The following is a 25,600-nucleotide window of genomic DNA, read 5'->3' as shown; positions in this document are numbered from 1 at the left end:
CGCCGGGCGGTTATCCGATATCGGCCGCATCCCGCACGCGCGTCAGGAAGCAGTTGTTTCGCGCCGACCGCAAATCGACATAGGCCACGTCGTCGCGCGCCAGCCGCGCCGCCACCTCGGTCGCGACCCGGTCGCGCGGAACGATCGCTCCGGTGCCGTAGCGGATGCGATCGTCCACGCCGTAGCCCTTCACCAGACAATCCGGAGATGTTTCGAGAACCGGAGGGAGGCCGTCGCCCCGCCACGGCGTGCAGGTCTCGGCATGCAGGAAGATCGGTCCGGTCTCGGCATAGGGCTGCGGCACGGGGAACGGCCGCGCCGCAAGGACCAGCATCGCCTCGCCGCGCGCGATGTCGCGCAGGCAGGAGCGGCATGGATTGCCCGCCCCGTCCGAGACGGCGTGCTCGGCGGGCTGGCCATTGGCATCGGGGCCGCCGGCGCGCACGGCGTCGACGAAATTCTGGTCGTAGGGATCGAATCGCATGCGGGCTCTCCTTGCTGTGACGCAAGGATGGTGCGATCCGGCGCGCCCTCCGACCCGGAAGCTGCGCTAAGACCTGAGGCGCGCCAGTTCGCCCCCGTCATAGGGGCGCGACAGGGCCTCGGCCAGACCTTCCAGGGCCGCGATCGAATGGCCCGCGCGCAGGCTGTCGACATGGGGCAGGAGCGCGCGGATGCCCGCGGCCTTCGGCGCGAAGCCGTCGAAACGCAGAAGCGGGTTCAGCCAGATCACCCGCCGGGCCGTCAGGTGCAGGCGCCGCGCCTCGAAGGCCAGCCGGTCCGCATCGCCCCGGTCGAGCCCGTCGGTCACCAGAAGCACGATCGCCCCCTGCCCCAGAACGCGCCGCGACCAATCGCGATTGAAGGCGTGCAGGGCGTCGCCGATCCGGGTGCCGCCTTCCCAATCCTGGGCCTCGGCCCCCGCCGCCGCCAGCGCCGCGTCCACGTCCCGCGTCCGCAGGTGCCGGGTGATGTTGGTCAGCCGCGTGCCGAAGGTGAAGCCATGCACCTCGGCCCAGCCCTGACCCTGCCGGTTGGCGACGGCATGCAGGAAATGCAGGAGCGCCCGGCTATAGGACGACATCGACCCCGAGATGTCGCAGAGCGCGACGAGGTTCGGCCAGCGCACGCGCGGCCTTGCGTGGCGCAGCACGCCCAGGTCGCCTTGCCGGAGGGCGGCGCGCAGGGTTGCGCGGGCGTCGATCCGGCCCGTCGGCGCGGCCTGCCTGCGGCGGCTCGGGAGCGGTCGGACCGGCAGGGACAGCGTGGCGAGCATCCGCTGCGCCGCCGCCATCTCGGCGGTCGACATCTGCTCGAAGTCGAGGGTCCGCAGCCGCTCGCGTCCGCTTGCCGTCGCGGCCGCGTCGAGCGTCAGCTCCTCCGCCGCAGGCTCCTCCTCCCGCGGGGGCGGCTCGGCCTGATCCAGCAGCGCCTCGGCCGCCCGCTTCTCGGCCGGCTTGGCGCGCCGCTCTTCCTGCACGCCGCGCACCGTTGGCGTCAGAAGCCCCATCATGTGTTCAAGATAGCGCGGATCGCGCCAATAGAGCCGGAAAAGCTGTGCGAAGGTCGCGCGATGCTCGGGACGCCGCACGAAGACCGCCTGCAGCGCGTAAAAGAAGTCGGTCCGGTCGGTGAATCCCGCCGCCACCACCGCCTCGGTCGCGAGGATCACGCGGTCCGGACCGGCGGGGAGCCCGGCCCGGCGCAGCGCGGCGGCGAAATGGGCGATGTTGCCGCCGAGCTTCGGGTCATCGGGCAGATCGAGGGGTGCGTGTTCCATCGCCCGCACGATAGGGCGCGCCCGCGCCGCTGGACAGACCCGCATGACGCCGTAGTCTGCGCGGCGTTCCGGTTCGAAAGGAAGCTCCATGCGTATCGCCGCCGCCACTGCCACAATCCTCTGCCTTCTGCCCGCCGTCGCGGCGGCCCAGGACCGCGCCACGACCAGTGCCGCCCGCTCGCTGCTGACGCAGGCGCAAGGACCCAGCTTCCAGAGCAATCGCGAATATTGCGGCTATATCGGGACCGACGCCGCCGGGCGCATCGTGGCGACACCGCCCCGCCGGGGCGGTCGCGACGGTTGTCGGCCGCGCGACAGCTCGGGGCTGGTCGAACTTCTGGCCTCCTACCACACGCATGGCCGCTTCGACCTGGATGCCGATGCCGAAGTGCCATCGCTCGACGACCTATATGCCGATACCGACGAGGGGATCGACGGCTACGTCGCCACGCCCGGCGGGCGGTTCTGGTTCGTGGATATCGACCGGGGCGAAGTGCGACAGATCTGCGGCCTCGGCTGCCTGCCCTCCGATCCGCGCTTCCAGCCGGGCGCCTTCGGCCAGATCTCGAACCGCTACTCCGAAGGGCAGCTCATCCGCCGCGAGGAGGAGGGCTGAGCGGCGCGGGCTATTCGGCCGCCACCTCGGCGCGCACCTCGTCGAGGATGCGCTTGGCCTCGGAGCCCTGAAGCTTCTGGATGTCGTCCTGATACTTGAGCAGCGCGCCCAGCGTGTCGGCGATCACCTCGGGGCTGAGCTCGATCATGTCCAGCGCCAGAAGGCACTTGGCCCAGTCCAGCGTCTCGGCCACCCCGGGCTTCTTGAAGAGATCCTCTGTCCGCAGCGCCTGCACGAAGGCCACGACTTCACGGCTCAGCGCCTCGGACGCCTCGGGCGCGCGGGCGGCGAGGATCTCCATCTCGCGGGCATGGGTCGGATAGTCGACCCAATGATAGAGACACCGCCGCTTGAGCGCATCATGCACCTCGCGCGTCCGGTTCGAGGTCAGGATGACGATCGGCGGTTCGGGGGCCGCCACGGTGCCGGTCTCGGGGATGGTGACCTGGAAATCGCTGAGCGCTTCCAGAAGGAACGCCTCGAAGGGCGCATCCGTGCGGTCGATCTCGTCGATCAGGAGGACGGGCGCGCCATCGGGATGGGGCCGCATCGCCTCGAGCAGCGGGCGCGCGATCAGGAAGTCGTCGGAAAAGAGGTCCGGCGGCGTCTCGCCTGTGGCCTCGGCCCGGCGGATCGCGACCATCTGCGCGGCGAAGTTCCATTCGTAGACGGCACTCGCCGCATCCAGCCCCTCGTAGCATTGCAGCCGGATCAGGCGACGGCCCAGCGCGGCCGCGATGGCCTTGGCGATCTCGGTCTTGCCGGTTCCCGCCTCGCCTTCGAGAAACAGGGGCCGCCCGAGCCTGAGCGACAGGAACACGACCGTCGCGAGCGGGCGGCCGCAGACGTAATCCTGGGCCGCGAGGGCCGCCTGTACGTCGTCGATGGAGGAAAGTGTCGTCATGCGCCCCATGGGGCATGGGGGGCCGGGCGGGGTCAACCCGCCCGGCCGCGTGGCGTCAGGCGCCGGCCTTCTGCGCTTCGATCGAGATGATCACGTTGACCTCGTCCGACACGAAGGGCGCGAACTGGCCCGCGTCGAACTCGGACCGCAGGAGCGTCGTCGTGGCGTCGAAGCCGAGCCACGGCTTGTTCTCCATCGGGTGATCCGCCTGCTGGTTCAGCTTGGCGTCGAGCACGACCTCCTGCGTGACGCCGCCGACGGTCAGGTCGCCGGTGATCAGCGCGGTATCCTCGCCCGTGACCTCGATCCCGGTCGAGCTGAAGCTCACGGTGTCGTTGGCGGCGACGTCAAGGAAGTCGGGCGACTGGAGATGCTGGTCGCGCTGCTCCCACCCGGTGAACATCATCGACGCGGGCATCGAGACGTTGACCGAGGAATTGGCCGGGTCATCGGCGTCGAACATGATCTCGCCCTCGAAGCCCGAGAACATCCCCCAGGTCGTCGAGAAGCCCAGATGGTTGTAGTTGAAGACGATCTGGCTGTGGCTGGCGTCGAGCACATAGGCCTCGGGATCGGCGAAGGCGGGGGCGGCGGCGAGCAGGGCGGCGGCGGCAAGGGTCGTGCGGATCATCGGAATATCTCCTTGGGAAACGGGCGGTTGCGTCGTGCTCAAATGAGAGCTTCGGACGCGCGGAAGACAAGGCCGGGACATCAACAGACCCTGTGCGGTGACGCAGGGTGAGCCGGCATCCGCCGGAACCGCGGTGGGGGGCCAAGGCGTTGATAGGACGCAATACCGCATCCACGTGCAAAGGAGACCTGCAACATGCTTCGCACTCTGACCTCGACCGCCATCGCCGCGGCCCTCGCCGCCCCTCTCACCCTCGCCACGCCCGCACTGGCCGACGGCCATGTGATGAGCGAGGAGGACATGGCCCAGATGATCCGCACCCGCGACATCACCGGTGGCCCGATCTATTCCATTGCCGCTCAGTACGACGAGGCGACCTGGGGTGACACGGCCGGCTCAATGGATGCCTGGGATGTCAATTCCGACGGCGTGAACCAGATCGGCGAGATCGAGGATATCGTCCTCGACCGCTCGGGCCAGATGATCGGCCTGATTGCCGAAATCGGTGGCTTCCTCGACATCGGCGACAAGCACGTGGTGCTTCCGGTGGACGACTTGCGCCTGCAGGCCATCGACGATCGCAGCTATGCCTACGTCACCCGCTTCTCCGAAGAGCAGCTCGAGCAGCTGCCGGGCGTCGACGAAGGCTTCTGGGACTGACCCGACCGCCCGATCGGCGACACGACAGGAAGGGGGCCCGCGCGGCCCCCTTTTTCGTGCCCGGACCCGGCCCGCTGCCCCTTGCGCCCTGCCCCGACATCGCTATACCCCGCCCATCCCGCCACATCTTTCATCTGCGTGGCTCTCGTGACCCGGCGGCGGGAATGGCCCGGTCTATGAAACACGCACCGATACGTCAGGAGATCGCATGCCGCTCTATGAGCATGTCATGATCGCGCGTCAGGATCTGTCCAACGCGCAGGCCGAGGGCCTCGTCGAACATTTCAGCACCGTCCTCGCGGATAACGGCGGCACCGTCGTCGAAAGCGAGTACTGGGGCGTCAAGACGATGGCCTACAAGATCAACAAGAACCGCAAGGGCCATTACGCCTTCCTGCGCACCGACGCGCCGTCGGATGCCGTACAGGAAATGGAGCGCCTGGCTCGCCTGCATGACGATGTCATGCGCGTGCTGACCGTTAAGGTCGACGCCCACGAGGATGGCCCGTCCATCCAGATGCAGAAGCGCGACGAGCGGCCCGACCGCCGCGAACGTCGATAGGAGACCGGAACAATGGCAGCCAAACCCTTCTTCCGCCGTCGCAAGACCGATCCGTTCGAGGGCCCCAACGCGCCCAAGATCGACTACAAGGACACGCGTCTCCTGCAGCGCTACATTTCCGAGCGCGGCAAGATCGTGCCGTCCCGCATCACGGCCGTTTCGGCCAAGAACCAGCGGCGTCTGGCCCGCGCGATCAAGCGTGCGCGCTTCCTCGCGCTGCTGCCCTACGCCGTGAAGTGAGGAGCGCGACATGCAAGTGATCCTTCTGGAACGTGTGGCCAAACTCGGCCAGATGGGCGAGGTCGTGGACGTCAAGCCCGGCTACGCCCGCAACTACCTGCTGCCGCAGGGCAAGGCGCTCTCGGCCTCCGACGCCAATGTCGCCGCGTTCGAGGGCCGCAAGGCCCAGCTCGAGGCCGACAACGACGCCTCGCGCGACGAAGCGCAGAAGTTGGGCGACAAGCTCGACGGCGAGCAGTTCGTCATCATCCGCCAGGCCTCCGACGCCGGCGCGCTCTACGGCTCCGTCACCACTCGTGACGCCGCCGAGGCCGCGACCGACGGTGGCTTCGACGTCGCCCGCGGTCAGGTCGCACTGAAAGAGCCGATCAAGTATCTCGGCCTCCACATGGTGACCGTGAAGCTGCATCCCGAAGTCGAGGTCGAGATCGAGCTGAACGTGGCCCGCTCGCCCGAAGAGGCCGAGCTTCAGGCCGCCGGCAAGTCGATCCAGGAACTCGCCGCCGAGGAAGAGGCCGCGGCCGAATTCGAGGTCAGCCAGCTCTTCGACGATATCGGTGCGGCCGCGGACGAGTTCGGCGAGGGCGACGCCCCCGCGCCCTCCGCGGACATGTCCGAAGGCGACGACGAGGAGCCGCTTCAGGGCTGATCGCCCTCACCATTTGAGTCGAAAGGGCCGCCCCTCGGGGCGGCCCTTTTTTCGTTGTCCGGCACCGTCGGTCGGCGCTCAGTGCGCGGTATAGACCGCCCGCGCCTCGCGCACGCTGACCGTGGGGTAGGCCGTCCGCCGGGACGCAAAGGCATCGAGCGTCGCGGCCCCGAAGATCGCCTCCAGCTCGGCCCGTTGCCCCTGCCCCACGGCGTCGAGGGCGATGTCGCCGGGATGGAAGCTCTCGGTGGCGCAGCCTTCGGAATAGATCACCTCGTGGCGGTCGAAGAGCAGGTGATAATAGGTCACGCCACCGGGCGCCTCGTCGCGATGCACCCCGTCGCACGCCATCAGCGCCTTGGCCGGGACGAACACCGTCGGCTCGCCGAACCACAGCTCGGACCGCCACCCGCTTACGCAGATTCGGTGCTGTGGCGAGACCCGAAGCGCGCGATCGTTGCCGAGCACGCCGGGCGCGATCCGCACGGGCTTCAGATCCGGCCGCGCCGCCAGGTCGCGATCTGCGAGACGGCGGCATCCGATCCAGCGGATCGGCTGCCACCCGTGGTCCATCGTCCGGATCATGTCCCCGACCGCCAGCGTCTCGACGGGCCGCGCACCGGCCTTCGTCTCGATCAGCGTGCCGTTCGCGAAACAGGGGATCGAGGCATATGCCACCTCCTGCCCGTCCGACGACGCATCGATGTCGTAGCTTATGCCCGGCTGCGGCAGGTTCGTACCGGTCATCCCGACGTTCACGCCATCGATGCGGACGTAGTAGAAGACCTGATCCGGCCCCGTCCCGCCACCGCGCGGATCGGCGATGATCGCGAACTCCAACTCCACGACCGACCCGGCCGGAAAGGTCGTCCCGTTCACCGTGACCGGGACCGCGAGCGTCTGCGGCGTACCCGGATCGATGAAGCCATCGTCGAACTCGTTGTCGTCATCGTCGATCTGGATGAGAACCGGTTCCGCATCGGCATCGACCGAGAACCGGCCCGACGCACCGGCCGTCGCGCTCGTGCTGAGCGGATTGCCCCGCAGCGCGTTCATGTCCGAAAATGGAATGAATCCAACTGAGAAAATCGGCATGCGTCGTCTCTCATCCGGATGAGAAGCTGTCGAAACGAGGAAGCGTCCCCGTTTGGCAGGGTGTCGAGGACATGGCTAAATCTAGGCAATTTTGAGCCGAATTCAACCGATGGATCGGGGGCTTGAGCGGAACATCGGCACAAACGTCAGCATTGGTCGCCACAGGGAAACAATCATCGCCGGTTTATCGGGCAGATGGCGAACCACGTCCCGACCCTCTACCCGGCAAACCCGCAGCCCATCGAGTGGAGAATTATGCCGAATCGCACAGGCTGCGCGCGCGCCTCCGGTCCCCGGATAGCCACGCCCCGACATCCGTCGCCGCGCCCGTTCGCGGCAATCCGCTGCGCGCCCCGCACGCTCTCGACGGACGACGTGCAATCGTCACAAGGGCGCGTATCATGCTCGCGACCCAACCCCGGATCGGAGCCTGTCCCATGTCCCTCAGCCGCCGCAATTTCCTGACCACCACCGCCGGGGCCGCGACCCTCGTGATGGTTCACCCCTTTGCCGCCCGCGCCCAGGCGGGACAGGCCCATCTGCGCATCGCCGAGACGACCGACCTCCATGTCCATGTCTGGCCCTACGACTATTACGGCGACCGCGAGATCGACACCGTCGGCCTCGCCCGGACCGCCGCCCTGATCGAGGATGTGCGCGCCGAGGCGGGCAACACGCTCGTCCTCGACAATGGCGACTTTCTGCAAGGCAACCCGATGGGCGACTTCATGGCCTATGAGCGGGGTCTCAAGGCCGGCGACGTCCACCCCGTGATCGCCGCGATGAACGCCGTCGGCTTCGACGCCGCCACCATCGGCAACCACGAGTTCAACTACGGCATCGATTTCCTCGAGAAGGCGCTGGCGGGTGCAGGCTTCCCCGTCGTCCTCGCCAATATCGTCCGGGAAGAAGCCGCCGAGATCACCGCCGACACGACCTTCGCGCCGCCTTACGTCATCCTCGACCGTGAGATCACGGACGGCGCCGGAGAGACCGCGCCCATCCGCATCGGCATCATCGGGTTCACCCCGCCGCAGGTCATGCTCTGGGACCGCCGTCACATGGAAGGCAACGTCACCGCCCGCGACATCGTCGCCACCGCCGAAGCCTACGTCCCCCAGATGAAGGAGGAGGGCGCGGACATCATCATCGCGCTCAGCCACTCCGGCATCGGCCCCGCCGAGCGCGAGGACATGATGGAGAACGCCTCCGTTCCCCTCGCCGCCGTGCCCGGCATCGACGTCGTCCTGACCGGCCACCACCACCGCGAGTTCCCGGGCGACGCCTATTCCGACATCCCGAATGTCGACGCCGCCGCGGGCACGATCCACGGCAAGCCCGCCGTGATGCCCGGCTTCTGGGGCAGCCATATGGGCCTGATCGACCTGATGCTCGAACGGGACGGCGCGGGCTGGCGGATCGCCTCCTCCACCTCAGAGCTGCGGCCCATCGCCGTCCGGCAGGAGGATCGCTCCTGGCAGCCGCAGGTCGAAAGCGTCGCCGCCGTCCTCGCCGCGACGGAGGCCGATCACGAGGCGACGCTGGAATACGTGCGCCGTGCGGTCGGCAAGACCGATGCCCCGCTTCACAGCTACTTCGCTCTCGTGGCCGACGATCCGTCGGTCCAGATCGTGTCGATCGCGCAGAAATGGTATGTCGAACAGCTTCTTGCGGGCACCGAGAACGAGGGCCTGCCCGTCCTCTCCGCCGCCGCGCCCTTCAAGGCCGGCGGCCGCGGCGGACCGGAGTACTATACAGACGTGCCCGCGGGCGACGTGGCCATCCGGAACGTGGCCGACCTCTATCTCTACCCCAACACCGTCCGCGCCGTGAAAGTCACCGGCGCGCAGGTCAAGGATTGGCTCGAGCGCTCGGCGGGCATGTTCAACCAGGTCGAGCCGGGGGCCGAGGACGCCATCCTCTTGAACCCCGACTTCCCCAGCTACAACTTCGACGTGATCGACGGCGTCACCTACCGCATCGACCTCAGCCAACCCGCCCGCTTCGACCCCGAGGGCGCGGTCGTGGCGCCCGATGCCAACCGCATCACCGACCTGAAGTTCGACGGGCAGGACATTGATCCCGAACAGGAATTCATCATCGCCACGAACAATTACCGCGCCTCCGGCGGCGGCAGCTTCCCCGGTGCGGACGGCTCGACCATCGTGCTCGAGGCGCCGGACACCAACCGCGACGTCATCGTTCGCTACATCGTCGAACAGGGCACGATCAGCCCCTCGGCGGATGCCAATTGGAGCTTCGTCCCGATGGAGGGCACGACCGCCATATTCGAGACCGGTCCCGGCGGCGCGTCCTATGCCGACGGCGTGCCCGGCGTCACGCTGGAGGAAGCGGGCACCTCGGACGAGGGCTTCCTGCGCTTCCGCATGACGATGTGACCGAGGCATTCACGACGCGTTAGCCAGCGCAACGCCCCCTCCTCTGGCCCGAAATACCTCGGGGGGAGTCCGCAGGACGGGGGGCGGCGCCCCCCAAACCGGCCTCAGCCGAACGCACCGGCATAGCGGTCGCGCAGCACGTTCTTTTGCACCTTGCCCATGGTGTTGCGCGGCAGCTCGTCCACGACCTCGTAGCGGGCGGGATGCTTGAACCGCGCCAACCCGTCCTTCACCGCCGCGCGGATCGCGTCGACATCCGGCGCGGCCCCCGGCGCGGGCACCAGGACGGCCACGGGGCTCTCGCCGAAATCGGGATGCGGCACGCCCACGACCGCGCTTTCGAGAACGCCCGGCTGGTCGTCGAGCAACAGTTCGACCTCCTTGGGATAGATATTGAACCCGCCCGAGATGATGAGGTCCTTCCCGCGCCCGACGATCGTGACGTAGCCGTCCTCGGACCGCGTCCCGAGATCGCCGGTGATGAACCAGCCGTCGGGGCGCAGCTCCTCGGCGGTCTTCTCGGGCATGTTCCAGTAGCCCTGGAAGACGTTCGGCCCGCGCACCTCGATGGTCCCGGTCTCGCCGGGCGCGACCTCGACTCCGCCGTCCATGATGCGCAGCTCCACGCCCGGCAGGGGCTGGCCCACGGTCCCCGCGCGTCGCTCGCCCTCGTAGGGGTTCGAGGTGTTCATGTTCGTCTCGGTCATGCCGTAGCGCTCGAGGATGCGATGCCCGGTGCGTTCGGTAAAGGCGCGGTGCGTCTCGGACAGGAGGGGGGCCGAGCCGGACACGAAGAGCCGCATATGCGCCACGAGATCGCGGTCGAAGCGCGGCTCCGCCAAGAGGCGGGTGTAGAACGTCGGCACCCCCATCATCGCCGTCGCGCGCGGCAGTTGCGCGATCATCTCGCCCGCATCGAACTTCGGCAGGAAGATCATCGCGCCCCCCGCCACCAGCGTCACGTTGGTCGCGACGAACAGCCCGTGGGTGTGAAAGATCGGCAGGGCGTGCAGAAGAACATCGCCTTCGGTGAATCGCCACGCCTCGGCCAGCGTCTCGGCGTTGGACAGAAGGTTGTCCTGGCTCAGCATCGCGCCCTTCGAGCGCCCCGTCGTCCCCGAGGTGTAGAGAAACGCCGCCAGGTCCGAGCCCCCTCGCGCCACGGTCGCGAACTCCGACGGGGCCGAGGCGGCGTCCTCGGCCAGGCTGCCGCGCCCGTCGCCCGACAGGGTCGCCAACGTTGCGCCCGCGGCCTTGGCCACTTCGGCCATCTCGCCCGCCCGGCCCGGATCGCAGACGAACAGCCGCGCCCCGGAATCGGTGACGAAATATCCCACCTCGTCCGCGGTGTAGGCCGTGTTGAGCGGCAGGAAGACCAGCCCCGCCCGCGCGCAGGCGGCATAGAGCGCCAGCGCCTCGGGCGACTTGTCGATCTGGGCCGCCACCCGGTCGCCGGGCACCAGCCCGCGCGCCGCCAGGGCGTTGGCCATCCGTCCCGCCATGTGACCGAAGTCGCGATGGCTGATCGCGCGCCCGTCGGACAGGTGGAGGAACGGTGCGTCTCGGGACGCGTGGCGACCGAACAGCCTGTCGTAGAGCGGGTTCATCGCGGGCCTCCGTCAGCTCTGGCGGCGGGCGGCGGCGGCCAGCGCCTTCACGGGCCCGCTGGCGGCGATCGCGCCGCGATTGGCCAGCCCCTCGTGGTTCTGGGCCAGCCGGGCGGGGTCGTAAAGGTAGTTGACCATCGCGCCCGCGGATTGCCGCATCCCCTTCTGAGAGGTGTCGGCCCCGGCATGGATCGCGTGGACCTGCGCGCCGTTGCCCAGATGGAAGCGCGCCACCGGGTCGCGCGGCCCCTGCCCCCGCTTGGCGTCCAGCAGATAGAGCGCCGCCAGCCGCCGCACCGTCTCGGGATCGGTGGTGTCGGCGCTCCGGGTGCCCTCGGTCAGCCAATTCATCAGGCCGGGGATCGGCGACAGTGTCACGAAGGTCGACAGTCCCGCCAGATCGGCCGAGAGGTCCGCCACCACCTGCTTGATCAGCGAGTTGCCGAACGAGATCCCCGCCAGCCCCGCCTGGCAGTTCGAGATCGAGTAGAAGACCGCGGTATCCGCGTCCTCGGCCTCGATCGGCGCGCGGTCATCGGCCAGCAGCGTCTGGATCGAGCCGGGCACGCCCCGCGTCAGCGCGACCTCGACGAAGATCAGCGGCTCGTCGGGCATGGCCGGATGGAAGAACGCGAAACAGCGCCGGTCGGGCGGCTGAAGGCGTCGGCGCAGATCGTCCCAACCGTCGATGTCGTGAACGGCCTCGTAGGCGATGATCTTCTCGAGGATCAGCGCAGGGCTTCGCCAATCGACGGGCAACAGCAGCAGGAATCCCCGGTTGAACCACGACGCGAAGAGGTGCCGGAAATCGAGGTCGAGCGCGCCGAGCACCCCGTCCAGATCGCCTAGCCGCAAGAGGTCGGCCCGCATCCGCACCAGCCGCGCCGTCGCACCGGGCGCCCGGTTCAGGCGGCGGATGAACTCCTGCCGGGCGGGCTCGGCGGCGCGGGCGAAGGCGCGGTAGCTGGCCCGGCCGGGCGCGTCCGCATAGGCGTCGAGCGTGCCGCGCACCTCGCCCGCGTCGACATCCATGTCCCGCGCCAGCATCCCGAAGAACTCCAACCGCCCGGCATCGTCCAGCGCGTCGTAGCGGTCGAGGATCGTGCGCGTGAGCGACAGGCCCGTCGCCTCGCCCGCCTCATCCAGCAGCGCGCGGCAGAGCGCGTCCAGCGGACGGCTGTCGGGCGCGGTCCGTCCCAGCGATAGCGGCCGGTCGAGGACCCGTCCCAGAAGGCCGCCCAGCCGCATCACCCCATCACCGCCGTCGGCAGCCATGTCGCGAGGCCGGGAAAGATGCACAGAAGGATGATGGCGACCACCATGCAGGCCACGAAGGGCAGCGAGCCCATCAGGATCGTCTTGAGCGGAATGTCGGGCGCGATGCCGTTGATGACGTAGAGGTTCAGGCCGACGGGGGGCGAGATCAGGCCGATCTCCATGTTGATCGTCAGGATCACCGCGAACCAGATCGGGTCGAACCCGGCCGTCAGGATGATCGGCAGCAGGATCGGCGCCGCCATCAGGATCACCGCGACCGGCGGCAGGAAGAACCCCGCGATCAGCAGGAACACGTTCACCGCGCCCATCAGGACCCAGCGGTTCACCTCGAGCGTACCGATCCACTCCGCAATGCTCTGCGTGATGAAGAGCGAGGACAGCATGTATGAAAAGACGCCCGCCGCCGCGATGATGAAGAGGATCATCACCGATTCCCGCGTCGAGTCGCGCAGCACGTCCCAGAGCTTCGCGGGCGACCACAGCCGGTAGATCACCATCGCGATCAGAAGACAGAGCAGCGCGCCCACGGCCGCCGTCTCGGATGGCGTCGCGATGCCGCCATACATCGCGTAAAGCACGCCCACGATGATCGCGAGAAATGGCAGGACGCGGGGCAGGATCTCGACCTTCTGGCGCCAGGTGTAGACGCGCGGGGTCAAGAGGTTCACGTCTCCCGACCGCCAGGTCGAGTAGAGCGACCACGCCATGAAGAGACCGACGAGCAGAAGGCCGGGGATCACGCCCGCGAGGAACAGCCGCCCGATCGAGGTCTCGGTCGCGATGCCGTAGACAATCATCGTCACCGAGGGCGGGATCAGGATGCCCAGCGTGCCGCCCGCCGCGATCGAGCCTGCGGCCACGCCGTCGGGATAGCCCCGCTTGCGCATCTCGGGGATGCCCATCTTGCCGATGGCCGCGCAGGTCGCGGGGCTGGACCCGGACATCGCCGAGAAGAGCGCACAGGCCCCGAGGTTCGAGATCACGAGGCCGCCGGGCACCCGCGTCATCCAGCGCTCCAGCGCCTCGTAGAGATCGGCGCCCGCGCGGGTCGAGGCGATGGACGACCCCATGATGATGAACATCGGGATCGCCAGCAGGGCGAAATTGTCGAGCTTGCCGAACATGATCTCGGGCATCAGCTCCAGCGAGCGGAGGCCGTCGAACAGCATCAGGAAGCCCCCCGAGACGATCAGCAGGCCGATGGCGACCGAGACGCCGGAGAAGAGGACGAAGATCGTGGCGAGGGCGACGAGCAGTCCGAGAACGAGCGGATCCATGGCGTCAGTCCTCCAGTCCGAAGGGCGCGTCGATCCGCAGGATCACGGCCAGAAGGTCGGCCAGAAGCTGGAGCAGAAGGAGCCCCAGGCCCACGACCAGCGACAGGTACGGGATCCAGAGCCGGACGCCCCAGACCGTGTCCGACTTCCAGCCCCGCGACCACGCCAGATGCCAGAATTCGTAGGCGTAAAAGAGCATCACGCCGATCACGAGCGCCGAGACCGAGAGCGTCACGATGGCCAGCACCCGCCGCATCGGCGGCTTCAGGGCCAGCGGGATCAGGTCGACATTCACATGCCCCCGCAGGCGTTGAACGTAGGGAAGCCCCACCAGCGTCGCCGCGATCATCAGGTAGATGACCGCCTCGGTCTGCCAGACGGTGGAGCCGTTCAGGACGAAGCGCACGAAGATCATCTGGCAGGTGATGGCGACCGCGGCGACGATCATCGCCGCCGAAACCCAACCGGCGAGCGTGCTGATCCAGGCGACGATGCGCAGGAACGGGTTGCCGCCGTCGCGGGCGGCCTGTGCTGTGGTCTGGCCGGCCATGGGGCCTCCGATCGGTTCGGGTGGACGGGGCGCGCGGCGCGGGCGTGCCGTCGGGCGGGGCGCGGGGCGCCCCGCCCGAGCCGGGATCAGTCGACGCTGAGCGCCAGGTCAAGCAGCTCCTGCCCGCCGGGCGTCTCCTCGACGAAGGCCTTGTAGGACGTCTCGGTCGCCAGCGCGCGCCAGGCCTCGAACTCCTCGGCGGTCATGTCGGCGATCTCGACACCCGCCTCCTCGAAGACGCGACGGGATTCGGCGTCCTCCTTCTTGGCCTCTTCCAGGTAGAAGGCCTCGGCGGCGGCGGAGGCTTCGGTCAACGCCGCCTGCTGCTCGGGGGTGAGCCCCTCGAAGGTCGATTTGTTGATCAGAAGCGGCTGATACATGAACCACAGCGCGTAGTCGCCCGCAGGCGTGTAGCAGGCGACCTGCTCGTAGATGCGGTAGCTGACGAAGGACGAGGACGAAGTATTCGCCGCGTCCAGCACGCCCGTCTGCATGGCGTTGTAGATCTCGGACGAGGCCATCGAGGCAATCGAAGCGCCCGCCCCTGCCAGCATCTGCTCGAACGCCTTGCCGGCGGCGCGGGTCTGCTTGCCTTCCATGTCGTCCGGCGAGGTGATGCAGGAATCCTTGCCCGCGAAGCCACCCGCGAGATAGCCGTGGACCAGCGCCATCACGTCGTCTTCGGCCATCTTCTCCTCGATCGCGGCCATGAACGCGCTCTCGTTGAGGCGCGCGGCGTGGTCGTGGTTCTTCACGAGGCCGGGCATCAGCGTGAGGTTGTAGGACGGCTGGACGCCGCCCGCATAGCTCAGCGGCAGCACCGTCATGTCGAGCTGGCCCCGGCTCAGCGGCTGGTACTGCTCGCGCGCCTTGAAGAGCGAGGCGGACGGGAAGATCTTGATCTCCAGGTCGACATCGGCGGCGGCGACGCCTTCGGCCACCATCTCGGCCACCTGGTGGCGGATATCGCCGGTCGACCATTGATGCGACATGCGCAGTTCGGCGGCCGTGACGGCACCGGTCAACGCGAAGGCGGCCACGGTGGCCGTGAGTGCGAGTTTCATGCTGTTCTCCCTGATCTGCGCCGCCCCCTCCCCGGGGCGCGCTTGCCCTAGGGGTAGGCGGCGGCCGCATGCGTTGTCAACGTTCTTGCATACAATACCGCCGCCTTGCATACGTGGATATTCCGGGGCACCATACCCCGATGGACGGCGCAACCCCCACCCATACCCGCGCGGATCGCGTGACACGCGACCTCGAGCAGGCGATCTTCGACGGTGACTACGTCGATGGCGACCGGCTGGACGAGGTGCAGGTCGCGGCGCGGTTCGGCGTCTCGCGCACCCCGGTCCGCGAGGCGTTCCAGCGCCTGTCCCAATCCGGTCTCGTCGAGCAACTGCCGCGCCGCGGCGTCTTCGTGCGCGAGCCGGGCCCCGTCGAGTTGATGGAGATGTTCGAGGTCATGGCCGAGCTCGAGGCGACCTGCGCCCGCCTTGCCGCCGCGCGCGCCACCGATGCCGCCATCGCCGACCTGGGGGCCGCGAACGACGCCTGCCGGGCTGCCGTCGACCGCCGCGACGCCGACGAGTTCTACGACCACAATGCCACCTTCCACGACCTCATCCGGCAGCAATCGGGCAACACCTTCCTCGCCGCCGAGACCGAGCGCCTGAACCGCCGCCTGCGCCCGTTCCGTCGCATCCAGCTCCATGTCCGGGGCCGTCTGGCGCAGGCCATGCGCGAGCACGAGGCGATCCTCGCCGCCCTGACCGACGGCGACGCCGCGGCCGCCGCCGACCTGATGCGCGCCCATGTCGCCGTGCAGGGCGAGAAATTCCGCTATCTGATCAATTCGCTGCGCCGCGCGCGCTGAGGTGACGACCGGGATCCGCGCCCTAGATCTTCGGGCACTGCAAACGCCGACCCGGAGCCATCCCATGCGCCATACCGCCCTTACAATCGCTTTCGTCGCCCTGCCCCTCGCTGCCACTGCGCAGGGGTTCACCTATGGCGAGCGGAACACCGATTTCCCGCCCGCCTTCCCCGAGCAGTTCCGTGCCGAGCTCGTCTCCTCCGACGTCTCGCTGAAGACCGAGCTCCTCGCCGGCGGGCTGGTGCATCCCTGGGGCATTGCGACGCTGCCGGAGGGTGGTGGCTGGCTCGTGACCGAACGACCGGGCCGCCTGCGCCACCTTGGGACCAACGGCACGCTGTCGGATCCGATCTCCGGTACGCCCGAGGTCGTCGCCGCGCGTCAGGGCGGTCTTCTGGACGTCATGCTGGCCCCCGATTTCGCGGACAGCCGGATGATCTACGTCACCTACGCCAAGCCCGTGGATGGCGGCTCGGCGACCGCGGCCGCCCGCATGATGCTCGCCGAAGACCTCGCATCGGTCTCGGGTGTCGAGGATATCTTCGTCCAGACCCCCGCCAGCCAGAACCCGATGCATTTCGGCAGCCGCGCCGTCTTCCTCGAAGACGGCACCGTGGCCATCACCACGGGCGAGCATTTCTCCGACGAGGAGCGGCCCTTCGCGCAGGATCTCGACAAGACCTACGGCAAGGTCATCCGCGTCAATGCCGACGGCAGCACGCCGGACGACAATCCCTTCGTCGGCCAGGACGGCGCGATCGACACGATCTGGTCGCTGGGCCACCGCAACATCCAGGGGGCGGCCGTCGACGCGAGCGGTACGCTCTGGACCATCGAGCACGGTCCCGCCGGCGGCGACGAGCTGAACCGCCCCGAGGCTGGTTTGAACTACGGCTGGCCGGTCATCTCCTACGGCGAGCGCTACGGCTTCACAGGCGGCGGCCCGATCGGATCGGGCGAGGCCGTGCAGGACGGCATGGAGCAGCCGGTCTATTTCTGGGACCCGGTCATCGCGCCCGGCGGCATGGCCTTCCACGCGGGCGAGACCTTCGCCGACTGGAACGGCGACATCCTCGCCTCTTCGCTGAAGCCCGGCGGCGTCGTCCGCCTGTCTCTCGACGCCGACGGGATGGTGGTCGAGGAGGAACGCCTCCTGCGCGACATCGGCCGCGTCCGCGATATCGAGGTCCAGCCCGACGGCAGCTTCATCATCCTGACCGATTTCGAGAACGGCAGCGTCTTCCACGTCACGCCGGAATAAGGGCTTCGCCGTCCAGGCGAAGCCGCGGCGGCAAGGTGATGGTCCGCAAGGACCGTCACAGCCGCCCCCGAGGGGCGGCGCGATGCCTCCGGCCACCTGACGGGGCTCCCGTTACAAGCGATCCGAACCGACGAGGCCCGCCACGATGGAACTCGGATCGCCGACGCGCGCGCGACATGAACGTCGCCCGATAACCCCCTGAAGCAGAACGGGGCGCCGCAATGGGCGCCCCGTTCCGGTCATGCGATCTGCGGCGCTTACGCGTCTTCGAGCTTCTCGACCTCGGCCTGCAGCTCTTCCTTGGTCACCGTCTTGTCGGTGACCTTCGCGCGCTCGAGGATCAGGTCGATGACCTTGTCCTCGAAGAGCGGGGCGCGGACCTGCTGCTGCGCCTGGGCGTTCTGCTGAATATACTGGAAGAACTCGCGCTCCTGACCGGGATACTGGCGCGCCTGGTTCATGATGGCCTGCGTCATTTCGGCGTCGGAGACCTGAACCTCTTCCTTCTGACCCAGCTCGGCCAGCAGAAGACCAAGGCGGACGCGGCGTTCCGCCAGCTTGACGTGCTCGTCGGTCGGCTCGACCTTCTCATGATCGTGGCCTTCGACTTCGGGGTTTTCCTCGTGCCAGAGCTGGTGCGCGATCTGGCCCGCCTCTGCCTCGACGAGGCTCGGCGGCAGCTCGAAGGTCACCAGACCGTCGAGCTGGTCGAGAAGCTGGCGCTTCACGACCTGACGCGCGGCACCCTGGTACTCGGCACCCAGACGCTCGGAGATCTGACCCTTCAGGGCGTCGAGGCTTTCGGCGCCGAAGGTCTTGGCCATCTCGTCATCGATCTTCGCCTCGCCGGGCTTCTTCACTTCCTTGATCGTGCAGTCGAACACGGCGGCCTTACCGGCCAGATGCTCGGCCTGGTATTCCTCGGGGAAGGTCACCTCGACGGCGGCCTCCTCACCGGCCTTCACGCCGATCAGCTTCTCCTCGAAGCCGGGGATGAACTGGCCCGAGCCGAGCTCTAGCGCGAAATCCTCGGCCGAGCCGCCCTCGAAGGCCTCGCCATCGACCTTGCCGACGAAATCCATCACGACCTGGTCGCCCTTGGCGGCCTTGCCCTTCTTGGTGACGAAGGTCTTGGCGGTCTTGGCCAGGCTTTCCAGCGCCTCGTCGATATCGGCATCGGCGGGCTCGACCACCAGGCGGTCGATCTTCACGCCCGAGAAGTCGACATCCGGCACCTCGGGCAGCGCCTCGTAGGTCATGGTGATCTCGACATCGTCGCCCGGCTTCCAGTCTTCGTTGGTCATCACAACGCTGGGCTGCATGGCGGGGCGGTCGCCCGACGTCTCGAAATGACCGGCCATCGCGCCGTCGACGGTCTCCTGCATGGCCTCGCCCATCAGGCGCTCGCCGAACTGTTTGCGCAGGAGGGCCATCGGGACCTTGCCCTTGCGGAAGCCCTTCATCTCGATCGTGGGCTGCGCCTCGGTCAGTTTCTCGTTGACCTTGGCGTCGAGATCGGCGGCGGGGACCGTGATGGTGTAGCCGCGCTTGAGGCCGTCGTTCAGGGTCTCGGTCACCTGCATGTGTCTCGTCCTTGTCGTTTGATACCGGGCCGCTCGCGGCCCCCCATAAGCGAAAACCCCGCCGGGAAGCGGCGGGTGCAAATCGGCGCCTGTCTATGGAGGCGGGTGGGGGGAAGCAAGCGGATTCCCGAGGCCCGACGGGGTGCGGCGACGGCACCGGCACGGCGACGGTCGGCCCGATGCGGCGGGGCCAGGCGCGAGGTGCGCGCGGTCGCCTCGGCTCGCTACCGGGTGGCGTCCCGCGATGCGAATGACGCGGTGGCGAGGCGGATCAACCCATGGTGCGTTTGGATGGATACGCCCAAGGTCGGGATCGCACCGAGCACGGCCAACCGCCCTCGCACGCCCCCGCTCCGGTGCCCGCCAACTGCGCCGCGCCGCGCCGCAAACGGCGCGCTAGTAGATATAGCGGATTTGTTCCCCCCAGTAGCGCTCGACGCGCCTCAGCGTCCCCACGATCTCGATCAGGCCCGCATCCGACAGGACACCGGTGTGGCGAATGCCGTCGGCATGGCGCGAGAAGAGCGCGGCCACCGCGTCCCGCACCTCTCGGCCGCGGGCGGTCAGCCGGACGCGGACGGCGCGCCGGTCGATCTCGCAGCGCTGGTGGTGCATGTAGCCCATCTCGACCAGCTTCTTGAGATTGTAGCTGACATTCGAGCCCTGATAGTAGCCGCGCGTCTTCAGCTCGCCCGCCGTGACCTCATTGTCGCCGATGTTGAACAGCAAAAGCCCCTGCACCGCATTGATCTCGAGAATGTTGAGGCGTTCGAACTCGTCCTTGATGACATCGAGAAGCAGGCGATGCAGCCGCTCCACCAGGGTCAGGGCATCGAGATAGCCGGACATGAAATCCGGCGTGTGGCGCGGCTGGAACTTCTCGAGTCGGCTCATGGCAGGTCATCCCGGCTTGGTCGTTCGCCCCCTCTCTGGCCGAAATTTCCGAATATTCCGTTAAACTGCCATTCGATTTCTCACCGCGCGCCGCCGGGCACCCGCGCGGCCAGTTCGGTCATCAACGGCGCGAAGCGGGCGGGCGCCTCGTCCTGCCCCGTGACCCAGGCGAACAGGTCGTGGTCGTTCTCGCCCAGCACCGCTTCGAAGAGATCGAGCCCCTCGGCGTCCAAATTGCCCAGCTCCGCATCGGCGTAACCGCCCAAGATCATGTCCATTTCCTTGATCCCGCGACGCCAGGCGCGGATGCGCATCCGCTTGATGCGGGCCTCGGCCGGCGTGGTCACGACGGGGTATCCAGCCGCTCGCGCAGCCGCCGTTCCAGCATGTCGAGCCGCCGCGCGATCCGAAGCGCGTCGCGTTGCAGGATCTGGACCTCGCGCACGAGGCGGGCGTCGCGCACCGGCATCGCGTCGTCATCGGCGGGCCCGTCCCCCTCGCCGGTCAGAAGCCAGACCAGCGACACGTTTAGCACCCCCGCGAGGATCGACACGCGGTTGGCGCGCGGCTCGGCACGGTCCTCCTCCCAGGCGCGGATCGTCTTGAGCTTCACGCCGATATTCTCGGCCAGCTGCGCCTGCGTGTAGCCCGATGCCGATCGCGCTCCGGACAGCCGGTCGCCGAAGGTGGTCTCGTCGGGGTCGTACCAGTCGCCCTCGGCGGTGTCGGTGTCGCTCATGCGCTCGGCTCCTTGATCGCGGGTCCCGCGCAACTTAGGACGGGCACGAGCCCGCTGCCAACCGGAGACGACCCAATGGCCTTCCTGTCCGACACCCTCTCCCGCGTGAAGCCGTCGCCGACCATCGCGGTGACCAACAAGGCCCGCGAATTGAAGGCCGAGGGGCGCGACGTGATCGGCCTCGGCGCGGGCGAGCCCGATTTCGACACCCCCGAGAACATCAAGGCCGCAGCGGTCGCCGCCATCGAGGCGGGCAAGACCAAGTACACCGCCGTCGACGGCATCCCCGAGCTGAAGGCCGCCATCTGTGCCAAGTTCAAGCGCGACAACGGCCTCGACTACACGCCCGCGCAGGTCACCGTCGGGACCGGCGGCAAGCAGGTGCTCTACAACGCCTTCGTGGCCACGCTGAACCCCGGCGACGAGGTGGTGATCCCGGCCCCCTACTGGGTGAGCTATCCCGACATGGTCCTTCTGGCGGGCGGCGAGCCGGTGATCGCGGAAGCCGGCATCGAGACCAATTTCAAGCTGACGCCCGAGGCGCTGGAGGCGGCGATCACGCCCAAGACCAAGTGGTTCATCTTCAACTCGCCGTCGAACCCGACGGGGGCCGCCTATTCGGCCTCCGAGCTGAAAGCTTTGACCGACGTGCTCCTGCGCCATCCCCATGTCTGGATCCTGACCGACGACATGTACGAGCATCTCGTGTTCGACAATTTCGTCTTCGCCACGCCCGCGCAGGTCGAGCCGCAGCTGATCGACCGGACGCTGACGATGAACGGCGTCTCCAAGGCCTATTCCATGACCGGCTGGCGCATCGGCTATGCCGCGGGCCCCGAGACGCTGATCGCCGCGATGCGGAAGGTTCAGTCGCAATCCACGTCCAACCCCTGCTCCATCAGCCAGTGGGCCGCGGTCGAGGCGTTGGAAGGAACGCAGGCCTTCATCCGGCCGAACCAGGCGCTCTTCAAGGGCCGCCGCGATCTGGTCGTCGCGGGCCTGAACGCCTGCCCCGGCATCGATTGCCCCAAGCCCGAGGGCGCGTTTTACGTCTATCCCAGCGTGGCAGGCTGCATCGGCAAGACCAGCGCCGGCGGCACCGAGATCGCCGATGACGAGACGTTCGCGACGGCGCTGCTCGAAGAAGAAGGCGTCGCGGTCGTGTTCGGCGCGGCCTTCGGCCTCAGCCCCCATTTCCGCGTCTCCTACGCGACCTCGGACGAGGCGCTGACCGAGGCCTGCGCCCGCATCAAGCGGTTCTGCGAGGGGCTGTCTTGAGCATCCTCGCATGAGCGGCCTGCCCCCCTACTACTTCCGCGTGAAGGAGAACGGCGCGCTCGTGTTCCGCGTCGATGCCGAGAACCGGCAGCGGCGGCTGGAACTCGATCAGATCGCGACGTTGAATATCAACAACGGTGCCGTGAAGCCGCAGGGCGACACGATCCTCACGCCCGCGGACAAGGCCGCGATCGACGCGTGGATGGCCGAGCGGAGCGCGACGCTGGCCGCGCGCGACGTCGACGACATCCTTCGCACCGTCGACCACCTGAACCTCACGGCGCATTGGGCGCAGGCGCGCGCCACCGACGACCAGCTCGACGCGGTGACGGACCGGTTGCTGATGGCGATGCACGATCTGCGCACCGTGCTGGCCAAGAAGCGCGCGGACCGGCTTCAGGGCGACTGACCCCGGCATTGCCGCCGTGCAGATGTTCCGCTAACGTTCTCTCGATCCGGACGGAGGACGTCATGGCGCTCGGCTCCAAGCTCAACCCCACGCTCCGCGCGTTCATCGAACGCCAGCCGATGTTCTTCGTGGCCAGCGCGGCCGCCGAGGGGCGGGTCAACCTCTCGCCCAAGGGGGCCGACACGCTGCGGATCGTGGACGACACGCATCTGAGCTGGCTGAACCTCTCGGGCAGCGGCAACGAGACGGCGGGCCATGTCGCACAGCTCAACCGCATCACGCTGATGTTCTGCGCCTTCGAGGGCGATGCGCTGATCCTGCGGCTCTATGGCACGGCGCGCGTCATCCATCCCCACGATGCAGACTGGACGGCGCGGCTCGCGGCCTTTCCCGACCTGTCGGGCAGCCGGCAGATCTTCGACGTCGCGATCGAGGCCGTGCAGACCTCCTGCGGGACCGGGGTGCCGCGCATGACGCTGACCGCCGACCGCGCGATGGAGGAATTGGTGCCCTATTGGGACGGCCTCGACGACGACCAGATCGCCGCCTATTGGCGCCGCAAGAACGCCGAAACGATCGACGGGTTCGACACCGGGCTGATCCGGGACTGAGGGCCGCGCGACCCGCCGGGCCGCGCAGCCTGGGAGTCAGCGCGAGCGGGCGCAGCCGCCGAGATCGTCGCAGAAGATCCCCGCGAGGCCTCCGACGATCGCGCCGCGGTCGCCGTTGCCGTCCACGGCCTTTGCAGCACCATAGCCGATGGCCGCGCCGACGAGGCCGCGCTCCACGTCGCTGTCGATGGGGCCGCCGGGACCGCAGGCGGCAAGCGAGGTCAGAAGGGCGGCAAGCGCAAGATGCAGTTTCATGGTCGGGTCTCCTGGTGCGGCCGTCTCGGGGCCGTTCGGGGTTGGAAGTCGTCCGACCCTCGCCGCCCCGCTTCGTCCGGGTGCGCCGCCTGTCGGCATGGGCGCAGATAGGTCCCGTCCGCCGCGACATGCGATCACCGCCGCAGGCCGCCGCGCCGCTATGCGATAACAGGTAAGCCGCGCCCGACCGCACCCGGCCCCGTGACTTGCCCCGCCGACTGCCCTAAGCCCGGTCCCATGAAAATCGCGACCTACAACATCAACGGCATCAAGGCCCGGCACGAGACCGTCGCCCGCTGGCTGGCCGAGGATGCGCCCGACGTGGCCGTCCTGCAGGAAATCAAATCCGTAGACGAGGCCTTCCCCCGCGAGGTCGTCGAAGATGCGGGCTACGAGTTGCACACGCACGGGCAGAAAGGCTTCAACGGCGTCGCCCTCCTGTCGAAGACCCCGCTCGAGGATGTCGTGCGCGGTCTGCCGGGCGACGATTCGGACGAACAGGCCCGCTATATCGAGGGCACGGCGATCGGCGAGACGGGCGCGGTCCGCATCTGCGGCCTCTACCTGCCCAACGGCAACCCGGCGCCGGGGCCGAAATACGACTACAAGCTGGGCTGGATGGCCCGGCTCGAAGCGCGGGCGCGCGACCTTCTGGCCGCCGAGGAGCCGTTCCTCATGACCGGCGATTTCAACGTCATCCCCGACGACCGCGACGCCGCCCGCCCCGAGGCATGGCGCGACGACGCCCTCGCCCGCCCCGAGACCCGTGCGGCGTGGCGCCGCCTCTGCCATCTGGGGCTGACCGAGGCGTTTCGCACCCGCAACCCCACGCCCGGGCATTACAGCTTCTGGGACTACCAGGCAGGCGCATGGGACCGGAACGACGGCATCCGCATCGACCATTTCCTGCTGTCGCCCGCCATCGCCGACCGCCTGACCGACTGCACCATCCAGGCCGAGATGCGTGGACGCACCAAGCCGTCGGACCATGTTCCCGTCTGGCTCGACCTCGACATTTGACCGGCCGCCCGCCCGCCGGGCCGCCCGCTGCACGAAAGACATCTCCATGCGCACCGTCCCCCTCGGGTCCGATGACACCGTCTCCGAGTTCATCCTCGGCACGATGACCTTCGGCACCCAGACCTCGCCCGCCGACGCCCACACCCAACTCGACATGGCGGTCGATGCGGGGATCACGTGGCTCGACACAGCCGAGATGTATCCGGTCAATCCGATCCGCCCCGAAACGATCGGTCGCACCGAGGAGATCATCGGCGACTGGATCGCCGCGGGCGGCACGGGCCTCCGGATCGCGACCAAGCATTCCGGTGAGGGCGCCCATCCCCGCGACGGCGCGCCCATCACCGCCGAGAGCATTCCCGTCACGCTCGAAGGCAACCTCAAGCGTCTGCGGGTCGATACGATCGACCTCTACCAGTTCCACTGGCCCAATCGCGGCAGCTTCCAGTTCCGCAAGAACTGGACCTACGTTCCCGAAGGCGAGCGCGCCGCGATCCGCCAGAACTTCGCCGATTGCGCAGGCGCGCTGGCCCGCGAGGTCGAGCGCGGCACGATCCGCCATTTCGGCCTCTCGAACGAATCGTCTTGGGGCATGATGCAATGGAACGCCGCCGCCGAGGCGACGGGCGGCCCGCCGGTCGTCGGGCTGCAGAACGAATACTCGCTGCTGGCCCGCCTCGCCGATACCGACATTGCCGAAACGCTGGTGCACGAGGGGATCACGATGCTGGCCTTCTCGCCGCTGGCCGCAGGGATCCTGACCGGCAAGTACCAGGACGGCGCCGTCCCCGACGGCTCGCGCCGGTCGGTGAACGACAGCCTTGGCGGCCGCTGGACCGACCGGCTTCATCCCGCCGTGGCCGCCTATCTTGACCTCGCGCGCGATCACGGCGTCGATCCCGTCCACATGGCGCTGGCCTGGCTCCGGACGCGCCCCTTCCGCTGCGTGGCGATCATCGGTGCCTCGACCACCGACCAGCTCGCGCATGAGTTGGCAGGGGCCGACGTGACGCTCTCGGAGGAGCTGGTCGCCGCCATAGACGAAACCCATAAGGCGCATCCGCTGCCCTATTGAGCGTGGCGCGTTAACGAACCATTCACCGCTCGTCCGAATACAGGGCTCCGCTGCAGCATCACGACCTAGGACGATCCCGAGGGGTCGCGGCTCAAACGCCGTGACCACGCGGATCGGGCCCGATCCGACATCGCTCCTCGTGGCACGGGGGTGATCCATCCGAAGGGACGTCCGCCCGCACGCGGCGCCGCGTCACTCTCTGACCGATCTCGCGAGATACTGGCACACGGCCCCCGGCGTATCCGCCGCCGGCCCCGTCCGGCCTGCCACGATGCGCCCCGGCGGTCTCCGCGCCATCGTCCCATGCGCCGGCCGAGTCGCGCGCCGGCATCGCCGTTCGTCCCGTCTCGCATC

At 68.2% G+C, this 25,600-nt stretch carries 28 protein-coding genes; 13 read left to right on the top strand and 15 right to left on the bottom strand.

Translation table 11 applies throughout. From position 1 onward, the window contains the following. Window positions 1-10 precede the first annotated feature (10 nt). Complete coding sequence (locus Q0833_RS05490) at window positions 11-484, bottom strand: DUF1203 domain-containing protein (RefSeq protein ID WP_298431054.1); 474 nt, start codon at window positions 482-484, stop codon at window positions 11-13. Between the two features lie 66 nt (window positions 485-550). After that, window positions 551-1,780: a VWA domain-containing protein gene (locus Q0833_RS05485; protein WP_298431052.1), complete on the bottom strand. Its 1,230-nt coding sequence runs from the start codon at window positions 1,778-1,780 to the stop codon at window positions 551-553. A gap of 88 nt (window positions 1,781-1,868) precedes the next feature. On the opposite strand from Q0833_RS05485, the gene Q0833_RS05480 reads away from it, so the two are divergent. Next, the gene (locus Q0833_RS05480) at window positions 1,869-2,396 is read left to right on the top strand and encodes a DUF4329 domain-containing protein (protein WP_298431050.1); all 528 of its coding nucleotides are present in this window, start codon (window positions 1,869-1,871) and stop codon (window positions 2,394-2,396) included. Window positions 2,397-2,406: 10 nt separating this feature from the next. Here Q0833_RS05480 and Q0833_RS05475 read toward each other — a convergent pair whose 3' ends face one another. Continuing rightward, window positions 2,407-3,300: a MoxR family ATPase gene (locus Q0833_RS05475; RefSeq protein ID WP_298431048.1), complete on the bottom strand. Its 894-nt coding sequence runs from the start codon at window positions 3,298-3,300 to the stop codon at window positions 2,407-2,409. Window positions 3,301-3,355: 55 nt separating this feature from the next. Beyond that, window positions 3,356-3,928, bottom strand: a complete 573-nt coding sequence (locus Q0833_RS05470; RefSeq protein ID WP_298434992.1) for a YceI family protein — start codon at window positions 3,926-3,928, stop codon at window positions 3,356-3,358. A 198-nt stretch (window positions 3,929-4,126) separates the two neighbouring features. On the opposite strand from Q0833_RS05470, the gene Q0833_RS05465 reads away from it, so the two are divergent. The 4 genes from Q0833_RS05465 to rplI all read left to right on the top strand — a co-directional run bounded on the left by Q0833_RS05465 (window position 4,127) and on the right by rplI (window position 6,042). Further along, window positions 4,127-4,591, top strand: a complete 465-nt coding sequence (locus Q0833_RS05465; RefSeq protein WP_298431046.1) for a PRC-barrel domain-containing protein — start codon at window positions 4,127-4,129, stop codon at window positions 4,589-4,591. 208 nt (window positions 4,592-4,799) lie between these two features. Beyond that, window positions 4,800-5,153: a 30S ribosomal protein S6 gene (rpsF, locus tag Q0833_RS05460; RefSeq protein ID WP_298431044.1), complete on the top strand. Its 354-nt coding sequence runs from the start codon at window positions 4,800-4,802 to the stop codon at window positions 5,151-5,153. Between the two features lie 12 nt (window positions 5,154-5,165). After that, window positions 5,166-5,393: a 30S ribosomal protein S18 gene (gene rpsR / locus Q0833_RS05455; RefSeq protein WP_298431043.1), complete on the top strand. Its 228-nt coding sequence runs from the start codon at window positions 5,166-5,168 to the stop codon at window positions 5,391-5,393. A gap of 10 nt (window positions 5,394-5,403) precedes the next feature. Then, entirely contained in the window at window positions 5,404-6,042 is a 639-nt protein-coding gene (rplI, locus tag Q0833_RS05450) for a 50S ribosomal protein L9 (protein WP_298431041.1), read from the top strand. A gap of 78 nt (window positions 6,043-6,120) precedes the next feature. Here rplI and Q0833_RS05445 read toward each other — a convergent pair whose 3' ends face one another. Beyond that, on the bottom strand, window positions 6,121-7,098 hold the full coding sequence (locus Q0833_RS05445) for a Hint domain-containing protein (protein WP_298431039.1): 978 nt from the start codon (window positions 7,096-7,098) through the stop codon (window positions 6,121-6,123). A gap of 476 nt (window positions 7,099-7,574) precedes the next feature. On the opposite strand from Q0833_RS05445, the gene Q0833_RS05440 reads away from it, so the two are divergent. Next, window positions 7,575-9,536 carry a bifunctional 2',3'-cyclic-nucleotide 2'-phosphodiesterase/3'-nucleotidase gene (locus Q0833_RS05440; protein ID WP_298431037.1) on the top strand — a complete coding sequence of 654 codons (1,962 nt, stop codon included), beginning with the start codon at window positions 7,575-7,577 and terminating at the stop codon, window positions 9,534-9,536. A 104-nt stretch (window positions 9,537-9,640) separates the two neighbouring features. Here Q0833_RS05440 and Q0833_RS05435 read toward each other — a convergent pair whose 3' ends face one another. The 5 genes from Q0833_RS05435 to dctP all read right to left on the bottom strand — a co-directional run bounded on the left by Q0833_RS05435 (window position 9,641) and on the right by dctP (window position 15,312). After that, window positions 9,641-11,143, bottom strand: coding sequence for a malonyl-CoA synthase (locus tag Q0833_RS05435; RefSeq protein ID WP_298431035.1), 1,503 nt, complete (start codon window positions 11,141-11,143; stop codon window positions 9,641-9,643). Window positions 11,144-11,155: 12 nt separating this feature from the next. Next, window positions 11,156-12,391 (bottom strand): malonyl-CoA decarboxylase, encoded by a 1,236-nt coding sequence (locus tag Q0833_RS05430; RefSeq protein ID WP_298434989.1) that lies wholly within the window; start codon window positions 12,389-12,391, stop codon window positions 11,156-11,158. Then, window positions 12,391-13,698 (bottom strand): TRAP transporter large permease, encoded by a 1,308-nt coding sequence (locus Q0833_RS05425; protein ID WP_298431033.1) that lies wholly within the window; start codon window positions 13,696-13,698, stop codon window positions 12,391-12,393. The genes Q0833_RS05430 and Q0833_RS05425 overlap by 1 nt, the downstream gene beginning before the upstream one ends. A gap of 4 nt (window positions 13,699-13,702) precedes the next feature. Beyond that, window positions 13,703-14,248 carry a TRAP transporter small permease gene (locus Q0833_RS05420; RefSeq protein ID WP_298431031.1) on the bottom strand — a complete coding sequence of 182 codons (546 nt, stop codon included), beginning with the start codon at window positions 14,246-14,248 and terminating at the stop codon, window positions 13,703-13,705. A gap of 86 nt (window positions 14,249-14,334) precedes the next feature. Further along, the gene (gene dctP, locus Q0833_RS05415) at window positions 14,335-15,312 is read right to left on the bottom strand and encodes a TRAP transporter substrate-binding protein DctP (protein WP_298431029.1); all 978 of its coding nucleotides are present in this window, start codon (window positions 15,310-15,312) and stop codon (window positions 14,335-14,337) included. Between the two features lie 140 nt (window positions 15,313-15,452). Here dctP and Q0833_RS05410 point away from each other — a divergent pair, with 140 nt between their 5' ends. Both Q0833_RS05410 and Q0833_RS05405 read left to right on the top strand, forming a co-directional pair. After that, complete coding sequence (locus tag Q0833_RS05410) at window positions 15,453-16,121, top strand: GntR family transcriptional regulator (protein ID WP_298431027.1); 669 nt, start codon at window positions 15,453-15,455, stop codon at window positions 16,119-16,121. 64 nt (window positions 16,122-16,185) lie between these two features. Then, a complete protein-coding gene (locus Q0833_RS05405; protein ID WP_298431025.1) occupies window positions 16,186-17,382 on the top strand; it encodes a PQQ-dependent sugar dehydrogenase in 1,197 nt (398 codons plus the stop codon). 257 nt (window positions 17,383-17,639) lie between these two features. On the opposite strand, the gene tig is transcribed toward Q0833_RS05405, so the two are convergent. The 4 genes from tig to Q0833_RS05385 all read right to left on the bottom strand — a co-directional run bounded on the left by tig (window position 17,640) and on the right by Q0833_RS05385 (window position 20,598). Further along, window positions 17,640-18,965 (bottom strand): trigger factor, encoded by a 1,326-nt coding sequence (gene tig / locus Q0833_RS05400; RefSeq protein ID WP_298431022.1) that lies wholly within the window; start codon window positions 18,963-18,965, stop codon window positions 17,640-17,642. Between the two features lie 396 nt (window positions 18,966-19,361). Beyond that, window positions 19,362-19,859, bottom strand: coding sequence for a winged helix DNA-binding protein (locus Q0833_RS05395; RefSeq protein ID WP_298431020.1), 498 nt, complete (start codon window positions 19,857-19,859; stop codon window positions 19,362-19,364). A gap of 80 nt (window positions 19,860-19,939) precedes the next feature. Continuing rightward, window positions 19,940-20,206, bottom strand: coding sequence for a succinate dehydrogenase assembly factor 2 (locus tag Q0833_RS05390; RefSeq protein ID WP_298431018.1), 267 nt, complete (start codon window positions 20,204-20,206; stop codon window positions 19,940-19,942). After that, window positions 20,203-20,598, bottom strand: coding sequence for a helix-turn-helix domain-containing protein (locus Q0833_RS05385; RefSeq protein ID WP_298431016.1), 396 nt, complete (start codon window positions 20,596-20,598; stop codon window positions 20,203-20,205). Before Q0833_RS05385 ends, Q0833_RS05390 begins: the two co-directional genes overlap by 4 nt. 75 nt (window positions 20,599-20,673) lie before the next feature. Between Q0833_RS05385 and Q0833_RS05380 the strand changes: the two genes are divergently transcribed. From Q0833_RS05380 to Q0833_RS05370, 3 genes are all read left to right on the top strand, one after another. Continuing rightward, window positions 20,674-21,876, top strand: coding sequence for a pyridoxal phosphate-dependent aminotransferase (locus Q0833_RS05380; RefSeq protein ID WP_298431014.1), 1,203 nt, complete (start codon window positions 20,674-20,676; stop codon window positions 21,874-21,876). Window positions 21,877-21,886: 10 nt separating this feature from the next. Continuing rightward, window positions 21,887-22,285, top strand: a complete 399-nt coding sequence (locus Q0833_RS05375) for a hypothetical protein (protein WP_298431012.1) — start codon at window positions 21,887-21,889, stop codon at window positions 22,283-22,285. Between the two features lie 62 nt (window positions 22,286-22,347). Beyond that, a complete protein-coding gene (locus tag Q0833_RS05370) occupies window positions 22,348-22,896 on the top strand; it encodes a pyridoxamine 5'-phosphate oxidase family protein (RefSeq protein WP_298431010.1) in 549 nt (182 codons plus the stop codon). A gap of 36 nt (window positions 22,897-22,932) precedes the next feature. Here the strand turns inward: Q0833_RS05370 and Q0833_RS05365 are convergent, their stop codons facing one another. Next, window positions 22,933-23,151, bottom strand: coding sequence for a hypothetical protein (locus Q0833_RS05365; protein ID WP_298431008.1), 219 nt, complete (start codon window positions 23,149-23,151; stop codon window positions 22,933-22,935). A 237-nt stretch (window positions 23,152-23,388) separates the two neighbouring features. Between Q0833_RS05365 and xth the strand changes: the two genes are divergently transcribed. Both xth and Q0833_RS05355 read left to right on the top strand, forming a co-directional pair. Next, window positions 23,389-24,171, top strand: a complete 783-nt coding sequence (gene xth / locus Q0833_RS05360) for an exodeoxyribonuclease III (protein WP_298431006.1) — start codon at window positions 23,389-23,391, stop codon at window positions 24,169-24,171. 46 nt (window positions 24,172-24,217) lie between these two features. Beyond that, on the top strand, window positions 24,218-25,246 hold the full coding sequence (locus tag Q0833_RS05355) for an aldo/keto reductase (RefSeq protein ID WP_298431004.1): 1,029 nt from the start codon (window positions 24,218-24,220) through the stop codon (window positions 25,244-25,246). Window positions 25,247-25,600 lie beyond the last annotated feature (354 nt).

Source organism: uncultured Jannaschia sp. (genome assembly GCF_947503795.1).
Taxonomy (GTDB): Bacteria; Pseudomonadota; Alphaproteobacteria; order Rhodobacterales; family Rhodobacteraceae; genus Jannaschia.
Note: the sequence above shows the minus strand (reverse complement) of the source record. Positions and strands in the feature narration are given on the sequence as shown.